Source organism: Thermomonospora curvata DSM 43183 (assembly GCF_000024385.1).
In the GTDB taxonomy this organism is placed as follows: Bacteria; Actinomycetota; Actinomycetes; order Streptosporangiales; family Streptosporangiaceae; genus Thermomonospora; species Thermomonospora curvata.
Window position 1 is genome coordinate 827,215 of sequence record NC_013510.1, and the last position, 18,816, is coordinate 846,030.

The following is an 18,816-nucleotide window of genomic DNA, read 5'->3' on the forward strand; positions in this document are numbered from 1 at the left end:
CGGACGCCGGGCGTTCTCCGATCGGGCTACCTGCGGTTGTACAGCCGCATGGTCAGCGTCCCGAAGACCGCGGTCAGCACCCCGCCGGCGGCCAGGGTCCAGACGATCTCACCGCCGTCCACCCGGCCCGCCATCAGGCCGCGGACCGCCGCGACCAGGTGGGTGATGGGGTTGACGTCCACGAAGACCTGCAGCCAGCCGGGCATGGTCTGCGGGTCGACCAGGATGTTGGACAAAAAGGTCAGCGGGAACAGCACCAGCATGCTGACGCCCATCACCGCCTTGTCGGTGCGCAGCAGCAGCCCGAACATCGTCCACATCCACGACAGGGCGAAGGAGAAGGCCACCAGCAGCGCCATCCCGGCCAGCACCCCGGCGGGGCCGCCGCCGGGCCGGAAGCCCAGGATCAGCCCGAGCACGAGGATCACCGCCGCGCCCATGGAGTAGCGGAACATGTCGCCCAGCAGGTAGCCGACCATGGGCGCCGGGCGCCACATGGGGATGCTGCGGAAGCGGTCGAAGACGCCCTTGGAGACGTCGAGGTTGAGCGAGGTCCCGGTGTACATGGAGGTCATGACCACGCTCATCACCATGATCCCCGGCAGCAGGTACTGCAGGTACTCCCGCGGGGAGCCGGCCAGCGCGCCCCCGAACAGGTAGGTGAACATCAGCGTCATCATGATCGGGAACGCGGTGACGTCGAACAGCTGCTCGGGCACGTGCTTGATCTTCAGCATGGCCCGCCAGCCGAAGGTCAGCGAGGACGACAGCGCGCTGGGCCGGGGCGGGCGCGCGCCCCGCGACAGCACGGCGGCGATGGTCTCCGGCGCGGGGGAGTAATCCGGGGTCACGGCGGTGCCGGCGGTCACTCGGCCACCTCCTTGTCGGTCTGCTCGGCGGTGTCGGCGGGATGGCCGGTGAGGGCCAGGAACACCTCGTCCAGGCTGGGCTGGCCGAGGGAGAAGTCGTCCACGACGACGCCGGCGGCGTCCAGTTCCGCCAGCGCGCGGGACGCCTGCACCGAGGCGCGGGCGTCGCCGTTCATGATCCGGGCGGTCAGCGCCACCGGGTCGGCCTCCAGCTGCACCTCGGTCTCCAGCGCCCGCGCCAGCACCCGGCGGGCCTGCTCGCGCTGCCGGCGGTCGCGCAGCCGGACGTGCACCGAGCCGGCGCCCACCGACGACTTCAGCTCGCCCGGGGTGCCCTCGGCGATCACCTTGCCGCGGTCGATCACCGCGATCCGGTCGGCCAGCCGGTCGGCCTCCTCCAGGTACTGGGTGGTCAGCAGCACGGTGGTGCCGTGCGCCACCACCGCGCGCACGATGTCCCAGACCTGGTTGCGGCTGCGCGGGTCCAGCCCGGTGGTGGGCTCGTCCAAAAACAGCAGGTCGGGGGTGTTGAGGATGCTGGCGGCGATGTCCAGGCGGCGGCGCATCCCGCCGGAGTAGTGCTTGACCTGCCGGTCGGCGGCCTCGGTCAGCCCGAACGCCTCCAGCAGCGATGCCGCCCGCTCCCGCGCCGCCGCCTTGCGGTACCCCAGCAGCCGGCCCAGCAGCACCAGGTTCTCGGTGCCGGTCAGATCCTCGTCCACCGAGGCGTACTGGCCGGTCAGGCTGACGCGGGAGCGCACCGCGTCGGCCTCGCGCACCACGTCGTGGCCGAACACCCGGGCCGTTCCGCCGTCCGGGCGCAGCAGCGTGGCCAGCATCCGCACCGTGGTGGTCTTGCCCGCGCCGTTGGGCCCCAGCACGCCATAGACGGTGCCGGCGGGCACCACCAGGTCGATGCCGTCCACCGCGCGGGTGCCGCCGAACGTCTTGACCAGGCGTGAGGTCTCGATCGCCGGCACGGCGGACCGCTCGCCCGCGGCCGTGGCGCCCTCCTGATGGGTGCTTGTCGTCATCGGGTCTTCCTCGTCTCGGGTTCAGCAGACATAGGGGCGCGCGGCCCGGGCCTCGCGCAGCGCCAGGCCCCACCACACGAGCTGGTCGAGCATGGCCGCGGCGTCGTGCTCCGGGCCGTTTCGAGCGGGATCGCCGCCGCGCAGGTCGATGTGCACGGCGCTGCACATCGACACCATGTGCAGCCCGGTGAAGACCGAACGCAGCTGTTCGGCGGCGTGCAGCCCGGCGGACCGGTAGCCGTAGGAGACCAGGCCGACCGGTTTGGCCAGCCACTCGTCGTACACGCAGTCGATCGCCTGTTTGAGGGAGGCGGGAAAACTGCGGTTGTACTCCGGTGTCACCACCACGAACCCCTCGGCCCGTCCGATCAGCTCGGCGAAGCCGGTCATCTGCGGGGTGGCCGCCCCGGGCAGGCGGGCGGGCAGATCGTGCTCGGCCAGATCGACCACCTGCACCGCGATGTCGGCGCGTCGCTCGGCCAGGCCGGTGAACCAGCGCCGGATGCCGTCCCCGATCCGGCCCTCCCGGGTGCTGCCCACGATGACCGCGACCCGCAGCGGACCGCCGCCTTCGTCCAGGACCATCGGGCTCGCCTCCTCACCGCTCGGGCCCCTCACCCCGAAGGCGCGAGATCCGGCCGCCCTCCCGCTAGATGCGATCTAGCGGCCCCTGCCCGCCCGCCGGATGCCGCCGTCCCGGGTTTGAGGACGCCATGCCCCGTACGGGGCGATGCACCCGGCTCTTCCCAGGCTTAAGGCCGCGCGGCGAGAAGCTCATTCGGCGCGCTGCCCGGGAACGACCGGCTCCTGGGCCTGGGCACCGGTCCCCCGATAGCGGACGACACCCACGAGATCGTCCGGCCCGAGTCGATGCCGCACGCGGTTCTGTCAGGTCGCCTCGGCGGCGGGGCGGAGGGTGTTGTCCGGTGCGTCCAGCCAGATCGCCTGGCCTTTGGGGGTGACGGTGATGCCGAAGCGGTCTCGGCCGGGGCGTCCCCACTCCAGCCAGCGGAAGAAGATGTCCTCGACCTCGCTCCACAGGGCGCGGGGGCCGTACTGCAGGACGGTCGTCTCTCCGCTGCGCTCACGGGTGATCTGCGCCCCGCAGTCGGTCGTCCACAGCCATGCCTTGAAGTCGCCCTCGGCCGTGGTGACCCTGCTCGCCCCAAGATCGGGAAGCAGCCCGGCGATGGCGATGTCCAGGCCGGCGGAGGCGTGGAAGATCCTGCGGGGGTCGACCTGCGCGGTGCCCTCTTGGATCTCGCTCTGCGGACCGCCGTCGTCGGGCGGTCGCTGTGACCGCAGCCGCATGTAGGCGCACCCGCCGTGGAAACGGCCGATCGCGGTGCCGTCACGTCCCACCGTCAACCGCACCTGGTGACCGCCCTCGTACCACGGCATCCAGGGGAAGACGATGACACCGCCCGGACGGGTCTGCCGCACCCATGCGTGCGGGACGGTGACCACTCCGCAGGTGACGTGGACGCAGTCGAAGGGAGCACCGTCCGGATCTCCCTCGGCGCCATCGCCGACCAGCACCCGCACGTCGCGTCCGGTGGCCTTCAGGTTCGCCGCCGCCCGCTCGGCGATCTGGGCGTCCACCTCGATCGTGGTGACCTGCACACCGGGACGGGAGGCCAGCAGCGCCGCGGTCCACCCCGTCCCGGTGCCGATCTCCAGGACGCGGTCACCGTCGAACGGGTCCAGCAGCTCCAGGAACGTGGTGACGATGCCGGGCGCCGACAACGACGAGGACGCGCTGCCCCGGCCCGTGCCCGGATCGGTGGCCCCGTCATCGGCCTGGGTGATGATCGGCTGGTCGGCATAGGCGGCCTCCCACCAGCCGTCCGGGTCGGCGGCCAGGTCGATGCGGCGGCCGGACCCGTCCGGACCCTGTGCCCATGCGACCGGCGGGACGAACAGGTGCCGCGGCACCGCGTGCAGAGCCTGCCGCCATACCGGGTCGCTGAGCTGCCCGGTCGCCTCGAGCAGATCGGCCAGCCGGTCGATCCGTTCGGCGAAGTCGATCATTTCTCCCGCTTCCCGCCGCCCTGGGTCTGGGCGTCCCCCTGTTCTCTGGTGGGAGGCTTCGGCTCGAAGGGCTTGTCCTTCTTCGGTCCGCCCTCATGCTTGCCCATCGTCTGTGCTCCCTTCGATGTATTCGGTCGGAGTCCTGCCGAGCACGGCCCACCGGCGCACTTGCCGGGGCGACCGCTCCGCGACCGGCACGTCCCAGTGGACGGGCTCTGCTTCGGCGGCGGCAATGCGCTGTGCGATCACGCCGTCCCCAGCGAGAACAGGACTTCGATCCGCCGCCGGATGCCGCGTCCGTCCCGGGCCGCCGCTCGCCGGGGAGGAGGGCTCGCCCACCGGCTGGAGCCGGGCGGCATGAGTCGAAGGCCTTCTTGCCGGCCGGGACCTCTGAGGGCGAATGGCGTGGAGTGCTCCCGTCGGTTGGACCGGGCGGTCGCATACCGGGGAGCCGGTGGGCCGCTCTCTCGTCCAGGGCTTCGAGAAGGGGAGACGACGGCGCAGGGTGGGGACGTCCACTCGGCCGCTGCACCGGCCCCGGCCTCATCCGGCACAGTGCGCAGGGGAGGCGGCGGCACCGCGTGGGAGATCATCTGCGGGCATCGGTCGGCGCCTTGGCGGACGAGCCCGTCCGCCGAGGCGCTTTGGAGCAGTTCGACGGCTCGCGCACCGCCCGGCATGGCCCACCAGTGCCCCGTCCTGCTGCCGTACCAGATCGTCACCCCGGGGAACCGGGCCTGCAGCGCCCGGAGCGGTTCTCGCACCGCCTCCGGAATCCGCGCAGGGTCCGATAGGTTCGTCATCAGCCACGCTCCGGTCGTGGTCAGGCCTCGGAGCACGGTGCGTCACCACCGTCCGGGGCCGCTTCATCTACAGATGCCATCTGCCGGGGCCATCGCGGGGAATCTTGCTGTCACCGCCCCGGCACTTTCAGTGAATCAATGCCGTATGGCACACCCCAGGGGCATCATGAAAAGCACATGGGAGCAGACCGGAGCAGGTCCCCCGGAGGTGTGCCATGCCCCAGGCCCGTCATCGGACGCTGGGTGCCCGGCTGCGGGCGGAGCGGGAGCGCCGCCGGTGGACCAAACCGGAGATGGCCCGCCGTTTGCGCGAGGCCATCCCCGATCAGCAGCGGCCCGACCTCGACACGGTGCTCTCCTACGTCAAGCGCTGGGAGGCGGGCAAGGTCAGCGTCAGCGAGCGCTACCGCTTCGCCTACGCCACCGCCTTCGACATGGACCTAGACGAGCTGTTCGGCCCCGGGCAGGGTGCTCGACCGGCCGTGCCGGGCGTTCCGGTCGATCCATTCGGCGTGATCTGCCTGCCCGCCGGGAGCAGACGGCCGGTCGACGCCCGCTATGTCGAGTCGCTCCGGCAGGCCAACCAGGCGCTGGTACGGCTCGACACGCTGCACGGCGGCAGCACCCTGCTCCCACATGCCGTCCGTGTCTTCCGAGAGGCGCACCACAAAGTCGGCGTCGGCGCCCGCGATTCCCGGATTGAGCGCGACCTGCTGGCGGCCGCCGGGGAGACCGGCGAGATCGCGGCGTGGATCGCCTACGACGCCGGCCGGCAGACGACCTCACGGCAGCTCATCAACGAGGCGCTGCTGCTGTCCCGCCAGGCCGGCGACCGCGCCATGGAGCTGTTCGAGCTGGGCCATCTGAGCATGCTGTCGCTGCGTGCACGCCGCCCCGCCGAGGCGCTGAGAATCGCCGATGACCTCGCTGATGACGGCCGCCTGCCCCCTCGCGTGGCGGCGCTTTTCGAGATCCGCCGCGGCCGGGCGCTGGCGCAGATGGGCCAGGAGCACCGCGCGATGGCCGCCCTCGACAAGGCCCAGACGATGATCTCGGCCGGGATCGGCGCCCGCGATCCTCGCTGGACCTGGTGGGTCGACGACATGGAGATCCTCCGGCAACGGGGCGCGGCCCTGGCCCAGTTGGGCCGGTGGCGGCAGGTGCTTCCCCTCCGCGAAGAGGTCGTCGCACGAATGCGCGAAGGCCCCACCTACGCCAGGCTCGACCTGGCCGAACTGCTGGAGGCCCTGGTCCACGTCCGCGACTGGCCGCGGACGGAGGAAATCATCGGCGAGGCCACCGACCTCGCGGCCGCCCTCAGCCCCTGCCGCACCACCAGCCTGCTGCAAGAGACCGCCACGAGGATCATCCGCTCCCCAGGCGCGCCGTCCACCGTCACCGACGCCGCCGAGCACATCCGGCACCTCCTCGGCGACGCCCGGCAGCGCCATCCCCTGTGACCACGCCGAAAGACGTGACGGCCGAAACCCACCGTCGACCGCACCGCTCGTCTGGCGCCCTACCGTGACGTGCCCGCCGTCCGGGACTTCCAGCGGCGTCACCCGGTGCGGTGACGGCTACTTGCGCTTGGCCTTGGGTTGTTTGGCCATGACGGGGACCATGCGCAGGGCCAGGGCGGGGCACATGGCGACGGCGCGTTGGGCGTCGGTCTCCATCCAGCCGGGGATTTCGGCGTCCAGGACGACGGGGAAGCCGTAGCGGTCGAGCTGGATGAGTTCGGGGACCAGGTAGGCGCACAGGCCGTGGCCCTCGCAGCGGCTCCAGTCGATGGCGAACTTCGACTCGCCGCCGCCGGGGACCGGCAGCGGCAGCACACCGAAGCACGGCTGGCCGCAGGTGCCGTTGAGCTGGTGGATCTCGATGTCGCGGGCGAAGGTGTTCAGCGCCGACAGCGCGAAACGGGCGGTGCCGTCGGGGTGGGAGCAGGCGCCGCGGCCGCGGCCGATGCCGGCGGCGCGGCGCACCAGTTCGGGGCTGCCGGAGCCGTCCACCAGCGCCTCGAGGGAGCGGTACAGGTCGGGCAGGCCCAGCCGGCAGGGGCCGCACTGCCCGGCGGACTGGCCGGCCATGTAGGAGGCGATGCGGGCGACCTCCCGCAGCGGGCAGGTGCCCTCCGGCAGCGGCAGGATGATCCCGGCGCCCAGCGACCCGCCGACCGCCTGGAAACCGGCGCGGGAGACGATGGCGGTGCGGGCGGCCTCGGGGGTGATCCACTCGCCGTGGTAGCCGCCGACCAGGACGCCCTGGCCCGGCTGGACGCCGCACTGGGCGAAGACGCTCGCCAGCGGGGTGCCCAGCGGGCACTCCACGACGGTGGTGCCGCCGACGGTCAGCAAGGTGGTGCCCGGCTCGGAGTCGGTGCCGACCGAGGCGTACAGGTCGGGGCCGAGGGAGACCAGCACCGCAAGCTGGGCGAAGGTCTCGGTGTTGGACAGCAGGGTGGGACGGCCGTCCACGCCCGATTCGGCCGCCCGCACCTTGCGGCCCGGGGGGATGGGGGTCTCCCCGTTGATGGCGCGGATCACCGCGCCGCTCTCCCCGGAAATGAAGCGTTCGGGCAGCCGGACGACCTCGGCGGGCATCCGGCGTTCGACGATGGCGGCGCGCATCGAGCGGGCGGCGGTCTCGTCCTCGATCGCGATCACGATGTCGCGGGTGCCCAGCGCGGTCGCGGCGATCTGCGCGCCGTCCAGCACCAGGTGGGGGTTGCGGGTCAGCAGCACCTTGTCCTTTTTGCTGCCGGGTTCGCCTTCGGAGCCGTTGACCACGACCACCGCCCGCTTCTGGCGCCGGCCGCGGTGGTCGTCCTCCTCGCCGGGCAGCAGGAAGTCATCGACGTCGCCGGGACGGCCGACCTGCTTGGCCACGGCCATCAGCTTGCGGGCGAACGGGAAGGCCGCCCCGCCCCGGCCCCGGATGTCCACCGCTTCGGTGATCTTCAGCAGCTCCTCCAGGGTCGGCACCGCCAAGGCGCCGTGCAGCGCCCGGTGCCGGTCCAGATCGATCCGGTCGAACCTGTCAAAGCCCATGGTCAGCCGGGGGCTGCCGATGGTCGCGATGCTCACGGCGGTCATGCCCGTCCTCCGATCGTCCCGCCCGTCCCGGGAGTCTGCGGTGGTGTCGAGGTCGGGCCGGTCACGAGCCCGTGCCGCTGCAGGAACTGCACCAGGCGCTGCCCCAGCGGGGTCAGCACCAGGCCGCCGCCCGCGCACGTCCGGCACGTCACGTACTCGGCCTCCAGCGGCCGGGCCCGTTCGTGCTCGTCGATCGCGCGTTCGATGGCCGCCATCACGGTGGGGGCGTCGCCGCCCGAATGCCCCGTTGCGTAGGCGCGGCGGCGGCGCGGCAGGTCGTCCGGCGCCCGCACCACGGCGCCGCTCGCATCCAGCCGCATGCCGGAGGCCCGCTGGGCGGCCAGCGCCACCCTGCCCAGTTCCTCGGCGCGCTCGTGCCAGGCCTGCCAGGCCTCGCTGCGCACCTGCCCGGTGCCCGAGCAGGCCGGGCAGGTGGTCTCCAGCGCGGCCAGGAAACCGAACCACTGATCGGCCGGCCCGTCCGGCATCGTCATCGGATCCGTGACCTCACCTCTGCCGCCATCGCCCCTCGGTCGTGCCGACCCGTCGGGGGGTGGTACGCGGCCCGGCCCGGTGCGAGTTCAACGCCGACCGGTCACCGGGGGCTTTTCCGAGAACGCTTGACCCTTCCGGGCCGTGTGCTGCGTACCTCCTGGCGGATCACCCACCGCCTGCGGCCACTGTGAAGGAGCCGAGATGCACCAGGACCCGTTTCCCGGCGCCTGCACCGGACGTCACGCCCGCGGCCGGGACCATGAAGCGCTTGGGACCGGCTGGACGGCCGGCGCCCGTGACGGGGCGGGTTCTGCGGGCATGAGGCCCGGCGACGGCCGCGCCGCCTGGGGCGGCGGTTCGTGGGCCAACGACGGCCGCACCGCCACCTTGCGGGTCGCCGGCGGCTCGTGGGGCGATGACGCCCGTACCGCCGCTTTTTGGACCGGCACGTCGCAGGTGGTGGACGCGCGTACCTGCGGGGCGTGGGCGGACGGCCCCCAGGGCCGGTCGCGGGCGTCCCGGCGGCGCAGGAGGCGCAGGTGGCCGCGGGTGATGGCGGGGACGCTGGCGGTCGCGCTGGCCGCCGGGGCGGGGGCGGCCGGGATGCATCTGGCGGACGGGCGGTCGGCGAGGCCCTCGCCGCGGGCCGTCCCGGCGGCGGCCGACGCGCCCGGCGATCTGGCCGCCACCGTCTCGCGGGTGCAGCGCAGCGTGGTGTCCCTGCAGGTGCGCCGGGCCGGGTCCCGCGCCACCGGGTCGGGCTTCGTGTTCGACCGCCAAGGGCATGTGCTCACCAACGCCCATGTGGTCGCCGGCGGCGTGAGCGTCGTGGTGGAGATGCCCGACCGGCGGCAGCGGCGGGCCCGGGTGGTCGGCGTGGACGACGCCAACGACATCGCCGTCTTGTCGATCGGCGCGGCGGGGCTGCCGCCGCTGCCGGTGGGGCGCGTCGACCAGGTGCGGGTGGGCGAGCCGGTGCTGGCGTTCGGCTCGCCGCTGGGGCTGGCCGGGACGGTCACCTCCGGCATCGTCAGCGCCCTGGACCGCCGGGTGAGCATCGGCGGCGGGCGGACGCTGCGGGTGCTGCAGACCGACGCCTCCATCAACCCCGGCAACTCCGGCGGCCCGCTGGTGAACGCCCGCGGCCAGGTCATCGGCGTCAACACCGCCATCGCCACGCTGGGCCAGGGCCGCGCCGGCTCGATCGGCATCGGTTTCGCCATCCCCATCGACCGGGCGATGGCCCTGGCCGCGCGGCTGCTGAACTGAGGCGTCCGCCCCTGGAAGGGGCCGGGGATATCGTCGCGTTCATGAGTTTGGGCCGCGCCGACGCCGGCGGGACGCCGCGCGATGAACGGAACCCGGTGGTTTTGACGCCGAAGGACTCCCCGGTCACGCTCTTTGAGATCGCCGTCGATCCCACGTCCTGGGACGATCGGGAGAAGACGGCCACGGCGATCCGGCATCTGGCCCGGGAGGACCCGTCCCTCCAGGGGCGCATCGACCGCGAGACCGGCCGGGCCGTCATCGGCGGCGAAGACGCGCCGCGCCTGCAAGCCCTCATCGACCGGATGAGGAGAGAACACCGGGTCGACGCGGCGATCAGCGGGCCTCAGGTCGCCTACCGGAAGACCATCCGCCGCAAGGCCGGGCCGGTGGAGGTCACCTACAGCAAATAGACCGGAGGCGCGGCCCATTACGCCAGGGTGTGGCTCTCGGTGGAGCCGATCACGGACGGGACGGTCTATGAGTTCATCGACCGCCTCCCCGCCGGATGCGTCCCCGCCGAGTACGTCTCCGCGGTGGACGCCGGCTGCCGGGAGGCCATGCGGTTCAGCCCCCCGACCGGCCATCCGATGATCGGGGTGCGCGTCGCGCTGCTGGACGCCCGGGAGCATGAGATCGACTCCTGGGAGGGCTCCTTCCGGGTCGCCGGGGCCCTGGCGTTCCGGAAGGCGGTGCGGCAGGCGGCCCCCGTGCTGCTCGAACCGGTGATGGCCGTCGAGCTCACCGTCCCCGCCGGACGCCTGGACGGCGTCACCGCCGGCATCGAGGGCCGCCGTGGCGAAGTCCGCGCCGTGCGGGAACGCCCCGGCGCCCGGGTCGTGGACGCCCTGGTGCCGCTGGCGGAGATGGGCGGCCGCCCCGCACCGGCCGGCGGCGCGATGCGCTTCGACCACTACGCCGAGGTCCCCGCCCGCATCGCCGAGAAGCTCACGGAGCAGGGCGCCGCCGGGTGACCCCGGCCGTGGCCCGGTGCGGGCCCCGGCCGGGGTCAGGCCGCTCAGCCGGCCTTGATCTGGTACTCCTTGGCCAGGTCCGAGACCTGGGGCTCGCGGACGATCTTCAGCCCGCCGACGGTCTCCTTGTCCGGCTTGAGGATGTGGGTCTCGCGGGACGGGGGCTCGTTGACGTCGGTGAAGTCCATCTTGGTGCCGAAGCCGCCGTCCCAGCCGGAGGTGGAGCGGTGGGCGGAGATGATGCCCTCGCGGGTCAGGTCCTTGGCCGCGCACGCCTTCTTCAGCGCGTCACTGGTGATCATCGCGGTGACGAACCCGGCCATCACCCCGTTGTCCAGGGTGTCCTTGGGGTACTTGGCCTTGTAGTCGGCGATCAGCTTCTTCATCACCGGCAGGTCGGCGCTCAGCGGGCTGGAGGCCTGCATGACGTAGAAGTCCTTCAGCAGCGCCGGGGCGGCCGGGGTGGCCAGCAGCTGCGGGGCGAAGGAGGAGTTGCTGCCGATGAACGGCACGTCCAGGCCCTGGGAGAGCGCGACGCCCACGAACGAGGCGGTCTGCTTGGGGCTGACCGACAGCACCACGGCCTTGACGCCGGCCTCCTTCATCACCGCGACCTGGGAGCTCATGTCGGCGTCGGTGGCCTTGACCTTCTGCTCGACGACCTGCAGGCCCAGCTTCCCGGCGGCGAACTTGGAGCCGGCCAGGGAGTCCTCGCCGTACTCGCCCTCGACATAGACGTGGCCGATCTTGGCGCCGGACTTCAGGCCCTTCTCCTTGACCAGGAAGTCCACCCCGTTGATCACGTCCACGGCGTAGGTGGTGCCGGTCATCTGGATGGCCTTGCTGCCCAGCAGGTTCGGCGCCCAGGCCAGCACCAGCGTCAGCGGGCCGCCGGCGTCCAGCCGCTGCCGCACCGCGCTGACCGTGGCCGACCCGATGAAGTGCGGCAGCGCCGCGACCTTCGACTCCAGCTCGGTGTAGGCGGCCACGCTCTTTTGCACGTCGTAGCCCATGTCGCGCACCAGCGGCTCGACCGTGCGGCCGCAGATGCCGCCGGCGGCGTTGAGCTGCTCGAAGTGCAGCTGGGCGCCCTGGGAGATGCTCTTGCCGAGCGCCGCGTACGGGCCGGTCAGGTCGGTGATCATCCCGACGGTGATCTTGTCGTCGGTCACGCCCGGGCCGTACTTGACGCCGTCGGGGCCGGTCTTGGCGTCCCCGCCGCCGGCTTTGTCGCTGGCGCAGGACGTGGCGGTCAGCGCCAGCAGCGCCGCCGCGGCCACGCCGATCCGGGTTCGGAACCTGCTCATCGAGCACTCCTTGACTTGGAGGGGTGGGGGAGCCTGCCGGACAGCGCGCGCCGTGCCCGCGCGGCGAGCCCCAGCAGGCCGCCCGGCAGGAACAGGACCACGGCGACGACCGCGATGCCGTACAGCACCCGGGACGCCTCCGCGGGAGAGAAACCGCCGCTGCCGGGCGCGGCCACCAGCGGCAGCGCTTCGCTGTAGCGGCCCAGCACCTCCGGCAGCAGCGAGACGAAGGCCGCGCCGATCACGGCCCCGCCGACCGACCCCAGACCGCCGATGACGATCATCGCCAGGTAGTCCAGGGAGCGCAGCATGTCGAAGTAGCTCGGCACGGTCTGCTGGAAGGTCAGCGCCAGCAGCACCCCGGCCAGCCCGCCGTACATCGACGACAGCACGAACACCCCGGCCCGGTAGCGGGCCACCGGCACGCCCATCACCCCGGCGGCGGTCTCGTGGTCGCGGATGGTGTTCATGGCCCGGCCGGGCCGGTCGGCCAGCACGCCGCGGGCGAACCAGGCGGCCAGTGCCAGCAGCGCGGCGGCCAGCAGCCACAGCTTCTCGGCGGCGCCGAACGGCACGCCCAGCAGCACCACCTGCGGGTCGTCGGCGAAGACGAACCCGAAGATCTCCAGCGGCGGCACCGGCCGTCCGTTGTAGCCGCCGGTGACCGGGCCGGCGTTGAACAGCACGTGCTGGCCCAGGAAGATCAGCGCCAGGGTGGCGATGCCCAGGTAGGCGCCTTTGAGCCGCCCGGCGATCGGGCTGAACAGCCCGCCGGCCGCCCCGGCCAGCGCGACCGCCAGCACCGCCGCCAGCGGGGTGGGCAGGCCCAGCCCGCCCAGCCCGCCCTCCGGTTCGGCGGCCAGGTAGACGTAGCCGTAGGCGCCGACCGCCAGGAAGAAGGCGTGCCCCATCGACAGCTGCCCGGTCGCGCCGGTCAGCAGGTTGATGCCGATGGCGCCGATGGCGGCGGCCATGGCGAACACCCCGGCGGTCAGCCAGAAGCTCTCCAGGTAGAAGGGCGCCACTACCGCGGCCACCGCCACGGCCGCCCAGACGATCGCTTTGAACGCGGGCATCTCAGACACGGGTCAGCTCCCGGGTGCCCAGCAGCCCGGCCGGGCGGACGAGCAGGATGACGATCATGACGAGGAAGGGCGCGACGTCCCCGATCCCGCGGCCCAGGAAGGACAGCTCGCTCTGGTAGCCGGTGGCCAGCGACTCGGTGACGCCCACGATCAGCCCGCCCACCAGGGCCCCGGTGGTGGAGTCCAGCCCGCCCAGGATCGCCGCGGGGAACGCCTTCATGGCGGCGGAGGCGGTGGTCCGGTCCAGTCCCGGGGTGGGGAAGACCGCCAGGAACAGCGCGGCGACCGCGGCCAGCGCCCCGGCGACCGCCCAGGCGCTCAGCGACACCCGGCTCAGCCGCACCCCCATCAGCGCGGCGGTCTCCCCGTCCTCGGCGGCGGCCCGCATGGCCACGCCCCAGCCGGTGTACTTGAACGCCAGCAGGAACGTGGTGATCAGCGCGGCCGCCACCACCAGGGCCACCACCCTGGTCTGCGCGATGGACACCGGCCCCAGGTGCACCACCCGGCTGCCCCACGGGTCGCCCATCGCCAGCACGTCGGTGCCGATCCGCCGGGTCAGCTCGGTGACCAGGACGATGTCGACGCCGATGGTGACGATCGCCAGCACGCTGTGCGAGGCGGCCTTGGAACGGCGGATCACGCAGAACTCGATCAGCGCGCCCAGCAGCGCCGCCGCGGCGATGCCCGCCGCCAGCGCCGCCCAGAACCCGATCCGCGGGTGCAGCTCGGCCACGATGAAGCCGCCGGCCAGCAGCAGCGAGGCGTGCGCGAAGTTCACCACCTCACTGGCCTTGAAGATGATCACGAACCCCAGGGCGATCAGCGCGTACACCGCCCCGATGGACACGCCGTTCAGCAGCAGTTCGGCGAAGGTTGTCACGTCCCCTCCTTGCGGAGCGCGGCGCCCTCGTCGCCGGCGGCGCCCAGGTAGGCGCGGATGACCTCGGGGTCGCGCTGGACCTCGGCGGGGGTGCCGTCGGCGATGCGGCGGCCGAAGTCCAGCACGGTGACCGCGTCGGCCAGCCGCATGACCATGCCCATGTCGTGCTCGACCAGCAGCACCGAGATGCCCAGGTCGCGCCGGACGGCGGAGATCAGCGCGGCCATCTTTCGCCGCTCGCCGCCGTTCATCCCGGCCACCGGCTCGTCCAGCAGCAGCAGCTTGGGCTCCATGCACAGGGCGCGGGCCAGCTCCACCCGCTTTTGCACCCCGTACGGCAGCAGCCCCACCGGCATCGGCAGGTATTCGCTCAGCCCGACGAAGGCGGCGATCTCGGCGACCCGGGCCGAGTGGGCGGCGGCCTCGCGGCGGGCGCGCGGCAGGCGCAGCCCGGCCGACAGGAACCCGGTGCGGGTCAGCCGGTGCCGGCCCAGCATCAGGTTGTCGGCCACCGACAGCAGCGGCGACAGCGCGATGTTCTGGAAGGTGCGGGCCACGCCGAGCGCGGCGATCTTGTGCGGGGGCAGCCCGGTCAGCTCGGTGCCGCCGAACTTCACGCTGCCAAAGGTGGCCTTGTAGACGCCCGACAGCACGTTGAAGCAGGTGGACTTGCCCGCTCCGTTGGGCCCGATGAGGGCGTGGATGCTGCCCGGACGCACGGTGAAGCTCACCGAGTCCAGGGCCACCAGCCCGGAGAACCGGACGGTGACGTCCCTGACCTGCAGCTCGGCAGGCGCGCTCATGGCGTCCACCTGCTCAGCGCCGGACGGGCGGTCTCCTCGGCCCGCTCCTCCTCGCCGGGGCCCGTCTCGCCCAGGTAGCGGCGGCGCACTTCGTCGCTGGCGGCCAGCTTTGCGGCCGGGCCGGACATGGTCACCTCGCCGACCTCCAGCACGTAGGCGTGGGAGGCCAGCGACAGCGCCAGCGCGGCGTTCTGCTCCACCAGCAGCACGGTGGTGCCCTGGGCGTTGATCTCGCGGATGGTGTCGGCGATGCGGGCGGCCATCAGCGGGGCCAGCCCGAGGGTGGGCTCGTCCAGCAGCAGCAGGGAGGGCCGGGCCATCAGCGCCCGCCCGATGGCGAGCATCTGCTGCTCACCGCCCGACAGCAGCCCGGCGCGCTGCCCGGCCCGCTCGGCCAGCACCGGGAACAGCTCCAGCACCCGCCTGCGGGCGGCGGCCGCCGCCTTGCGCCCGCGCACGCCCAGCGCCCCGGCGCGCAGGTTCTCCGCCACGGTCATCCGGGTGAAGATTCGCCGGCCCTCGGGCACCTGGGTCACGCCGCGGGCCACCACCGCCGCCGGGCTCAGCCCCGACAGCCGGCGGCCGGCGTATTCGATCTCGCCGGCGCTGATGGTGCCGCGGTGAAAGCGCAGGGTTCCCGAGATCGCGCGCAGCAGCGTCGATTTGCCCGCTCCGTTGGCGCCCAGCACGGCCACCACCGAGCCGGGCGGGGCCTGCAGCGACACTCCGCGCAGCGCCCGGACCGGCCCGTAGCCGACGTGCAGGCCGCTGATGCGCAGGCCGCCGGCGCCGTCGGGGGGCAGGGGCTCCTCGGCGTCCATCCAAGATCCTCCGTGGGGTGTGTGGTACGACACACAAACCCGCGGCCGAAAGGGGCGTCCAGACTCCGGCGGCAACTGGAGACCGATGCACATCCGCACGTCGGGAGGGGTTGCGGGGGACTGTGCGGATGCACAACGCTGGGATAACTTTTTCGGCCGAACGACATTCGGTTTGGGAGGGCCTCGTGCCGAGTCCGGTACTGACCCGAGCAGAGATCCGCACGGTGATGCGGACGGTGGCCGCCCGGCTGCTGGAGCAGGTTCCCCAACTGGCCGACCGGCTGCTGACCGAGCTGCGCTCCACCGAGAACGCCTACCGCCGGATCCCCGAGGCCGAGCACCGCCGGGACCTGGAGCAGGGGTTCCGCGCCGGCATCGGCGCGGTCATGCAGGCCTGGCCGGAGCGGCGCGACCTGTCCCACGCCATGGAGGTCGGCGCCCGCCGCGCCGAACAGGGCGTCCCGCTGGACTCACTGCTGCGCGGCTACCGGCTGGCCACCCAGATCACCTGGGAGGCCATGGTGGACGTGGTGACCGCCGAATACCCCGAGGCCGCCGCCGCGCTGCTGCGCGGGGCGGGACGGCTGTGGCACGGCGTCGACCGGCAGGCGGTGGTCGCCGCCGACGCCTACCGGCGCCGGGAGAGCGAGCTGCGCAGCCGCCGCGCCGAACGCGCCCAGGCCCTGCTGGACGCGCTGCTGGAGGGCCGCGCCGACACCGCGGTGGTGCGGGACGCCGCGGCCGCCCTGCAGGTGCCGCAGTTCGGCCGCTACCTGGTGGTGGCCACCCGCGCCGACGGCTGCGCCCGCCCCGAACTGTCCCGCCGTCCCGCCGAGGCGGCCGGGCTGCGGCTGCTGTGGCGCACCCGCCCCGACTGCGAGCTGGTGGTCGTCGCCCTGGCCGACCGGGACCCCGACAAGGCGCTGGCCGCGCTGCGGCCGGCGCTGCCCGGCCGGGCCGGGGTCAGCCCCGTGGTGGAGGGCCTGCCGGAGCTGAGCGAGGCCCGCCGCTACGCCGTCCTGGCGCTGCGCACCTGCCGGGAGGGCGAAGTCGTCCACCTGGACGAACGGCTCCCGGCGGTGCTCTCGGTCACCCAGCCCGACCTGGCCGAACGCCTGGTGAACGCGGTGCTGCGGCCCATCTTGGAACTCGACCCCCACGACCGGGACACCCTGCTGGCCACCCTGTCGTGCTGGCTGGAATGCGAAGGGTCGGTGGCCCGCACCGCCGCGACCCTCTACTGCCACCGCAACACGGTCTTCAACCGCCTCCGCCGCATCGAGACGCTGACCGGCCGCTCCCCGGACCGCCCCCGCCAGGTGATGGAACTGACCCTCGCCCTCGACGCCTACCACATCCTCGCCACCCCTGAACGAGAGGCCGGCTGACACGGCCCCCGTTCGAACCGGCCCTCCGCAGGGAACAAGCCGTCAACGGCGTCCATGACCGCACAGCGGCGGCGGGACTTTCGAAACCGGTGCCTCGAAAGTCCCGCCGCCCCGTGACCTACGGCCCTACCGGGGCGGCGTCGGCGGTGATGACCTGGAATCGGGACGGCTCACTCAGGGGGCGAGATGAAACCTAAGCCGGTGAACGACACCCGCGGCGATACCGGACGGTTCGCCGAGGACGCCCGCTTCGCCGTCGAGGCCGCCCGGTGGGCCCCGTCGGTCTACAACACCCAGCCCTGGACGTTCGGGATCGGGGAGGGGCGCATCAGCCTGCGCGCCGACGCCGACCGCAGGCTGGATGTGGCCGACCCCGACGGCCGGGAGATGCTGATCAGCTGCGGCGCGGCGCTGTTCAACCTGGTCTTGGCGCTGCGCTACCGGGGGTATGCGCCGCGCGTGCGGCTGCTGCCCGAACCCGACCGGCCCCACCTGCTGGCCGATGTGGACGTGACCGAGCCCGCCGAAGGCCCCGCCGGCCCCGACGTGGTCCGGCTGTATGAGCAGGTGCGGGAGCGGCGCACCCACCGCGGCCCGTTCCGCCCCCACCAGGTGCCCGCCGGGCTGCTGGCCACGCTGCGGGAGGAGGCGCGGCGGGAGGGCGCTGCGCTGCACGTGATCACCGACGAGCACGCCCGGGCGGCGCTGGCCGCGCTGACCGGGGCGGCCGAGCACCTGGGCCGGGCCGACCCGGCCCGCAACGCCGAGATCATCCGGTGGGCGCCCCCGCCGCACAGCAGCCGGCCGGACGGCGTCCACGCCGAGGCCTACCCCCGCGAGCCCGAACGGGCCCGGCCGGACTTCCCCGGCCGGGACTTCGCCCGCGGACAGGGCTGGGGGAGCGATGCGCCCTCCGGCGACGCCGCCCGGGGAGCGGCCACCGGCGTGGTCGTCCTGCTCACCACGGCCGCGGACACTCCCGCGGACTGGCTGCGCGCCGGCCAGGCGATGCAGCGCGTCCTGCTGCGGGCCCACGCCGAGGAGGGCCTGTCGGCCGCCTTCCACACCCAGGCGCTGGAGTTCCCGGAGCTGCGGGAGGTCATCCGCACCCGGTTGTGCGACGGGGCGAACCCGCAGATGCTGCTGCGGCTGGGAGTGACCGACACCCGCTACCGGACCGTGCGCCGTCCCCTCGGCGAACTGCTCCACCAAGAGTGAGGAGCCGCGCGCGAGCCGCCGGAGGAGGGTCAGCGGGTCCGGCGGGGATTAAGCCTGGCCAAGGCGGCGTCCCACTCGGCGGCGCGCAGCCGGTCGGTGTGCTGGCGGACCAGCATGTAGGCGATCAGCAGCAGCAGCCCGGAGGCCAGCACGGCGCCGGCGGCCGTGGCGGCGGTTTCGAAGACGGTGCGCCGGTGCGAGCGGGGCGGATCGGCGGGCCGGCCCGAGTCGTCCACCCACACCCGCCTGGTCTCACCGGGGCGGATCTGCGGGCTCCACGCCGCGGCCGTCCCGGTGCGGGCCGAGCCGTCCGGCTCGGTCCAGCGCACCCGCACCACATACCGGGCCACGGCGTCGGGACCGCCGGCTTCCGGGCGGCTCAGCGCGGTCGCCACGACCTGGTGCCGCACGGCCCGCTCCTGCCGCTCGGCCCGCACGCCGTCCTGGTAGACCGGCCCGGCGGCCAGCACCGCCACCGTGCTGCCGAGCACCACGAACAGCACCGTCAGCAGCAGCCCGGCCGACCACTGGAGCCGGTCGACGCCGCGCCGCAGCTCATTGCGATCGAAACCCAGCCGCCTGCGCAGGCGGTGCAGCCGTTCGATCGCGCCGGAAGCCCTCATGCTCTTCCTCCCCGCGTCCCCGCGCCCTCCTTGGCGTCCCCCCGACGCTAGGGCCGCAAGGACCTTCCAGGTCAGGGCCGGGTTTCCCGACACCAAGGGACCAAAGTCCCTTTGCCCCGTC

Annotated in this window: 18 protein-coding genes and 1 pseudogene; 7 read left to right on the forward strand and 12 right to left on the reverse strand. The window is 73.2% G+C overall.

All coding sequences use genetic code 11. The annotated features are described in order from the left end of the window. Window positions 1–26: 26 nt before the first annotated feature. The 4 genes from TCUR_RS03650 to TCUR_RS03665 form a co-directional block, all read right to left on the reverse strand. Window positions 27–869, reverse strand: coding sequence for an ABC transporter permease (locus tag TCUR_RS03650; protein WP_012851123.1), 843 nt, complete (start codon window positions 867–869; stop codon window positions 27–29). Next, window positions 866–1,903 (reverse strand): daunorubicin/doxorubicin resistance ABC transporter ATP-binding protein DrrA, encoded by a 1,038-nt coding sequence (locus tag TCUR_RS03655; protein WP_012851124.1) that lies wholly within the window; start codon window positions 1,901–1,903, stop codon window positions 866–868. The genes TCUR_RS03650 and TCUR_RS03655 overlap by 4 nt, the downstream gene beginning before the upstream one ends. A gap of 21 nt (window positions 1,904–1,924) precedes the next feature. Next, complete coding sequence (locus tag TCUR_RS03660; RefSeq protein ID WP_012851125.1) at window positions 1,925–2,488, reverse strand: NADPH-dependent FMN reductase; 564 nt, start codon at window positions 2,486–2,488, stop codon at window positions 1,925–1,927. Between the two features lie 303 nt (window positions 2,489–2,791). Continuing rightward, on the reverse strand, window positions 2,792–3,934 hold the full coding sequence (locus tag TCUR_RS03665; RefSeq protein WP_012851126.1) for a methyltransferase domain-containing protein: 1,143 nt from the start codon (window positions 3,932–3,934) through the stop codon (window positions 2,792–2,794). Window positions 3,935–4,952: 1,018 nt separating this feature from the next. On the opposite strand from TCUR_RS03665, the gene TCUR_RS24610 reads away from it, so the two are divergent. Then, entirely contained in the window at window positions 4,953–6,197 is a 1,245-nt protein-coding gene (locus tag TCUR_RS24610; protein ID WP_012851128.1) for an NsdA family TPR-like regulatory protein, read from the forward strand. 117 nt (window positions 6,198–6,314) lie between these two features. On the opposite strand, the gene TCUR_RS03675 is transcribed toward TCUR_RS24610, so the two are convergent. After that, a complete protein-coding gene (locus TCUR_RS03675) occupies window positions 6,315–7,832 on the reverse strand; it encodes an NADH-quinone oxidoreductase subunit NuoF family protein (protein WP_012851129.1) in 1,518 nt (505 codons plus the stop codon). Then, window positions 7,829–8,326: a hypothetical protein gene (locus TCUR_RS03680; RefSeq protein WP_148232916.1), complete on the reverse strand. Its 498-nt coding sequence runs from the start codon at window positions 8,324–8,326 to the stop codon at window positions 7,829–7,831. The genes TCUR_RS03675 and TCUR_RS03680 overlap by 4 nt, the downstream gene beginning before the upstream one ends. 319 nt (window positions 8,327–8,645) lie before the next feature. On the opposite strand from TCUR_RS03680, the gene TCUR_RS03685 reads away from it, so the two are divergent. From TCUR_RS03685 to TCUR_RS28270, 4 genes and pseudogenes are all read left to right on the forward strand, one after another. Next, window positions 8,646–9,596 (forward strand): S1C family serine protease, encoded by a 951-nt coding sequence (locus TCUR_RS03685; RefSeq protein ID WP_083789962.1) that lies wholly within the window; start codon window positions 8,646–8,648, stop codon window positions 9,594–9,596. A 41-nt stretch (window positions 9,597–9,637) separates the two neighbouring features. Then, window positions 9,638–10,006 carry a hypothetical protein gene (locus tag TCUR_RS24615; RefSeq protein ID WP_083789762.1) on the forward strand — a complete coding sequence of 123 codons (369 nt, stop codon included), beginning with the start codon at window positions 9,638–9,640 and terminating at the stop codon, window positions 10,004–10,006. A 12-nt stretch (window positions 10,007–10,018) separates the two neighbouring features. Continuing rightward, window positions 10,019–10,285, forward strand: a pseudogene (gene fusA, locus TCUR_RS28265) (elongation factor G); the annotation flags it as partial. Window positions 10,286–10,303: 18 nt separating this feature from the next. After that, complete coding sequence (locus TCUR_RS28270; protein ID WP_281055198.1) at window positions 10,304–10,567, forward strand: hypothetical protein; 264 nt, start codon at window positions 10,304–10,306, stop codon at window positions 10,565–10,567. Between the two features lie 44 nt (window positions 10,568–10,611). On the opposite strand, the gene TCUR_RS03695 is transcribed toward TCUR_RS28270, so the two are convergent. From TCUR_RS03695 to TCUR_RS03715, 5 genes are read right to left on the reverse strand one after another with little or no spacing between them, the layout of a single operon-like run. Beyond that, the gene (locus TCUR_RS03695) at window positions 10,612–11,874 is read right to left on the reverse strand and encodes an ABC transporter substrate-binding protein (RefSeq protein ID WP_012851132.1); all 1,263 of its coding nucleotides are present in this window, start codon (window positions 11,872–11,874) and stop codon (window positions 10,612–10,614) included. Continuing rightward, window positions 11,871–12,950 carry a branched-chain amino acid ABC transporter permease gene (locus TCUR_RS03700; protein ID WP_041439290.1) on the reverse strand — a complete coding sequence of 360 codons (1,080 nt, stop codon included), beginning with the start codon at window positions 12,948–12,950 and terminating at the stop codon, window positions 11,871–11,873. Before TCUR_RS03700 ends, TCUR_RS03695 begins: the two co-directional genes overlap by 4 nt. A 1-nt stretch (window position 12,951) precedes the next feature. Then, on the reverse strand, window positions 12,952–13,842 hold the full coding sequence (locus TCUR_RS03705; protein ID WP_012851134.1) for a branched-chain amino acid ABC transporter permease: 891 nt from the start codon (window positions 13,840–13,842) through the stop codon (window positions 12,952–12,954). Beyond that, entirely contained in the window at window positions 13,839–14,645 is an 807-nt protein-coding gene (locus TCUR_RS03710) for an ABC transporter ATP-binding protein (RefSeq protein ID WP_012851135.1), read from the reverse strand. Before TCUR_RS03710 ends, TCUR_RS03705 begins: the two co-directional genes overlap by 4 nt. Beyond that, window positions 14,642–15,466 carry an ABC transporter ATP-binding protein gene (locus TCUR_RS03715; protein WP_012851136.1) on the reverse strand — a complete coding sequence of 275 codons (825 nt, stop codon included), beginning with the start codon at window positions 15,464–15,466 and terminating at the stop codon, window positions 14,642–14,644. The genes TCUR_RS03710 and TCUR_RS03715 overlap by 4 nt, the downstream gene beginning before the upstream one ends. 185 nt (window positions 15,467–15,651) lie before the next feature. On the opposite strand from TCUR_RS03715, the gene TCUR_RS03720 reads away from it, so the two are divergent. Both TCUR_RS03720 and TCUR_RS03725 read left to right on the forward strand, forming a co-directional pair. Next, the gene (locus TCUR_RS03720; RefSeq protein WP_012851137.1) at window positions 15,652–16,854 is read left to right on the forward strand and encodes a PucR family transcriptional regulator; all 1,203 of its coding nucleotides are present in this window, start codon (window positions 15,652–15,654) and stop codon (window positions 16,852–16,854) included. Between the two features lie 201 nt (window positions 16,855–17,055). Beyond that, the gene (locus TCUR_RS03725) at window positions 17,056–18,072 is read left to right on the forward strand and encodes an Acg family FMN-binding oxidoreductase (protein WP_041439291.1); all 1,017 of its coding nucleotides are present in this window, start codon (window positions 17,056–17,058) and stop codon (window positions 18,070–18,072) included. A gap of 29 nt (window positions 18,073–18,101) precedes the next feature. On the opposite strand, the gene TCUR_RS03730 is transcribed toward TCUR_RS03725, so the two are convergent. Next, window positions 18,102–18,695 (reverse strand): Rv1733c family protein, encoded by a 594-nt coding sequence (locus TCUR_RS03730; protein WP_012851139.1) that lies wholly within the window; start codon window positions 18,693–18,695, stop codon window positions 18,102–18,104. Window positions 18,696–18,816 lie beyond the last annotated feature (121 nt).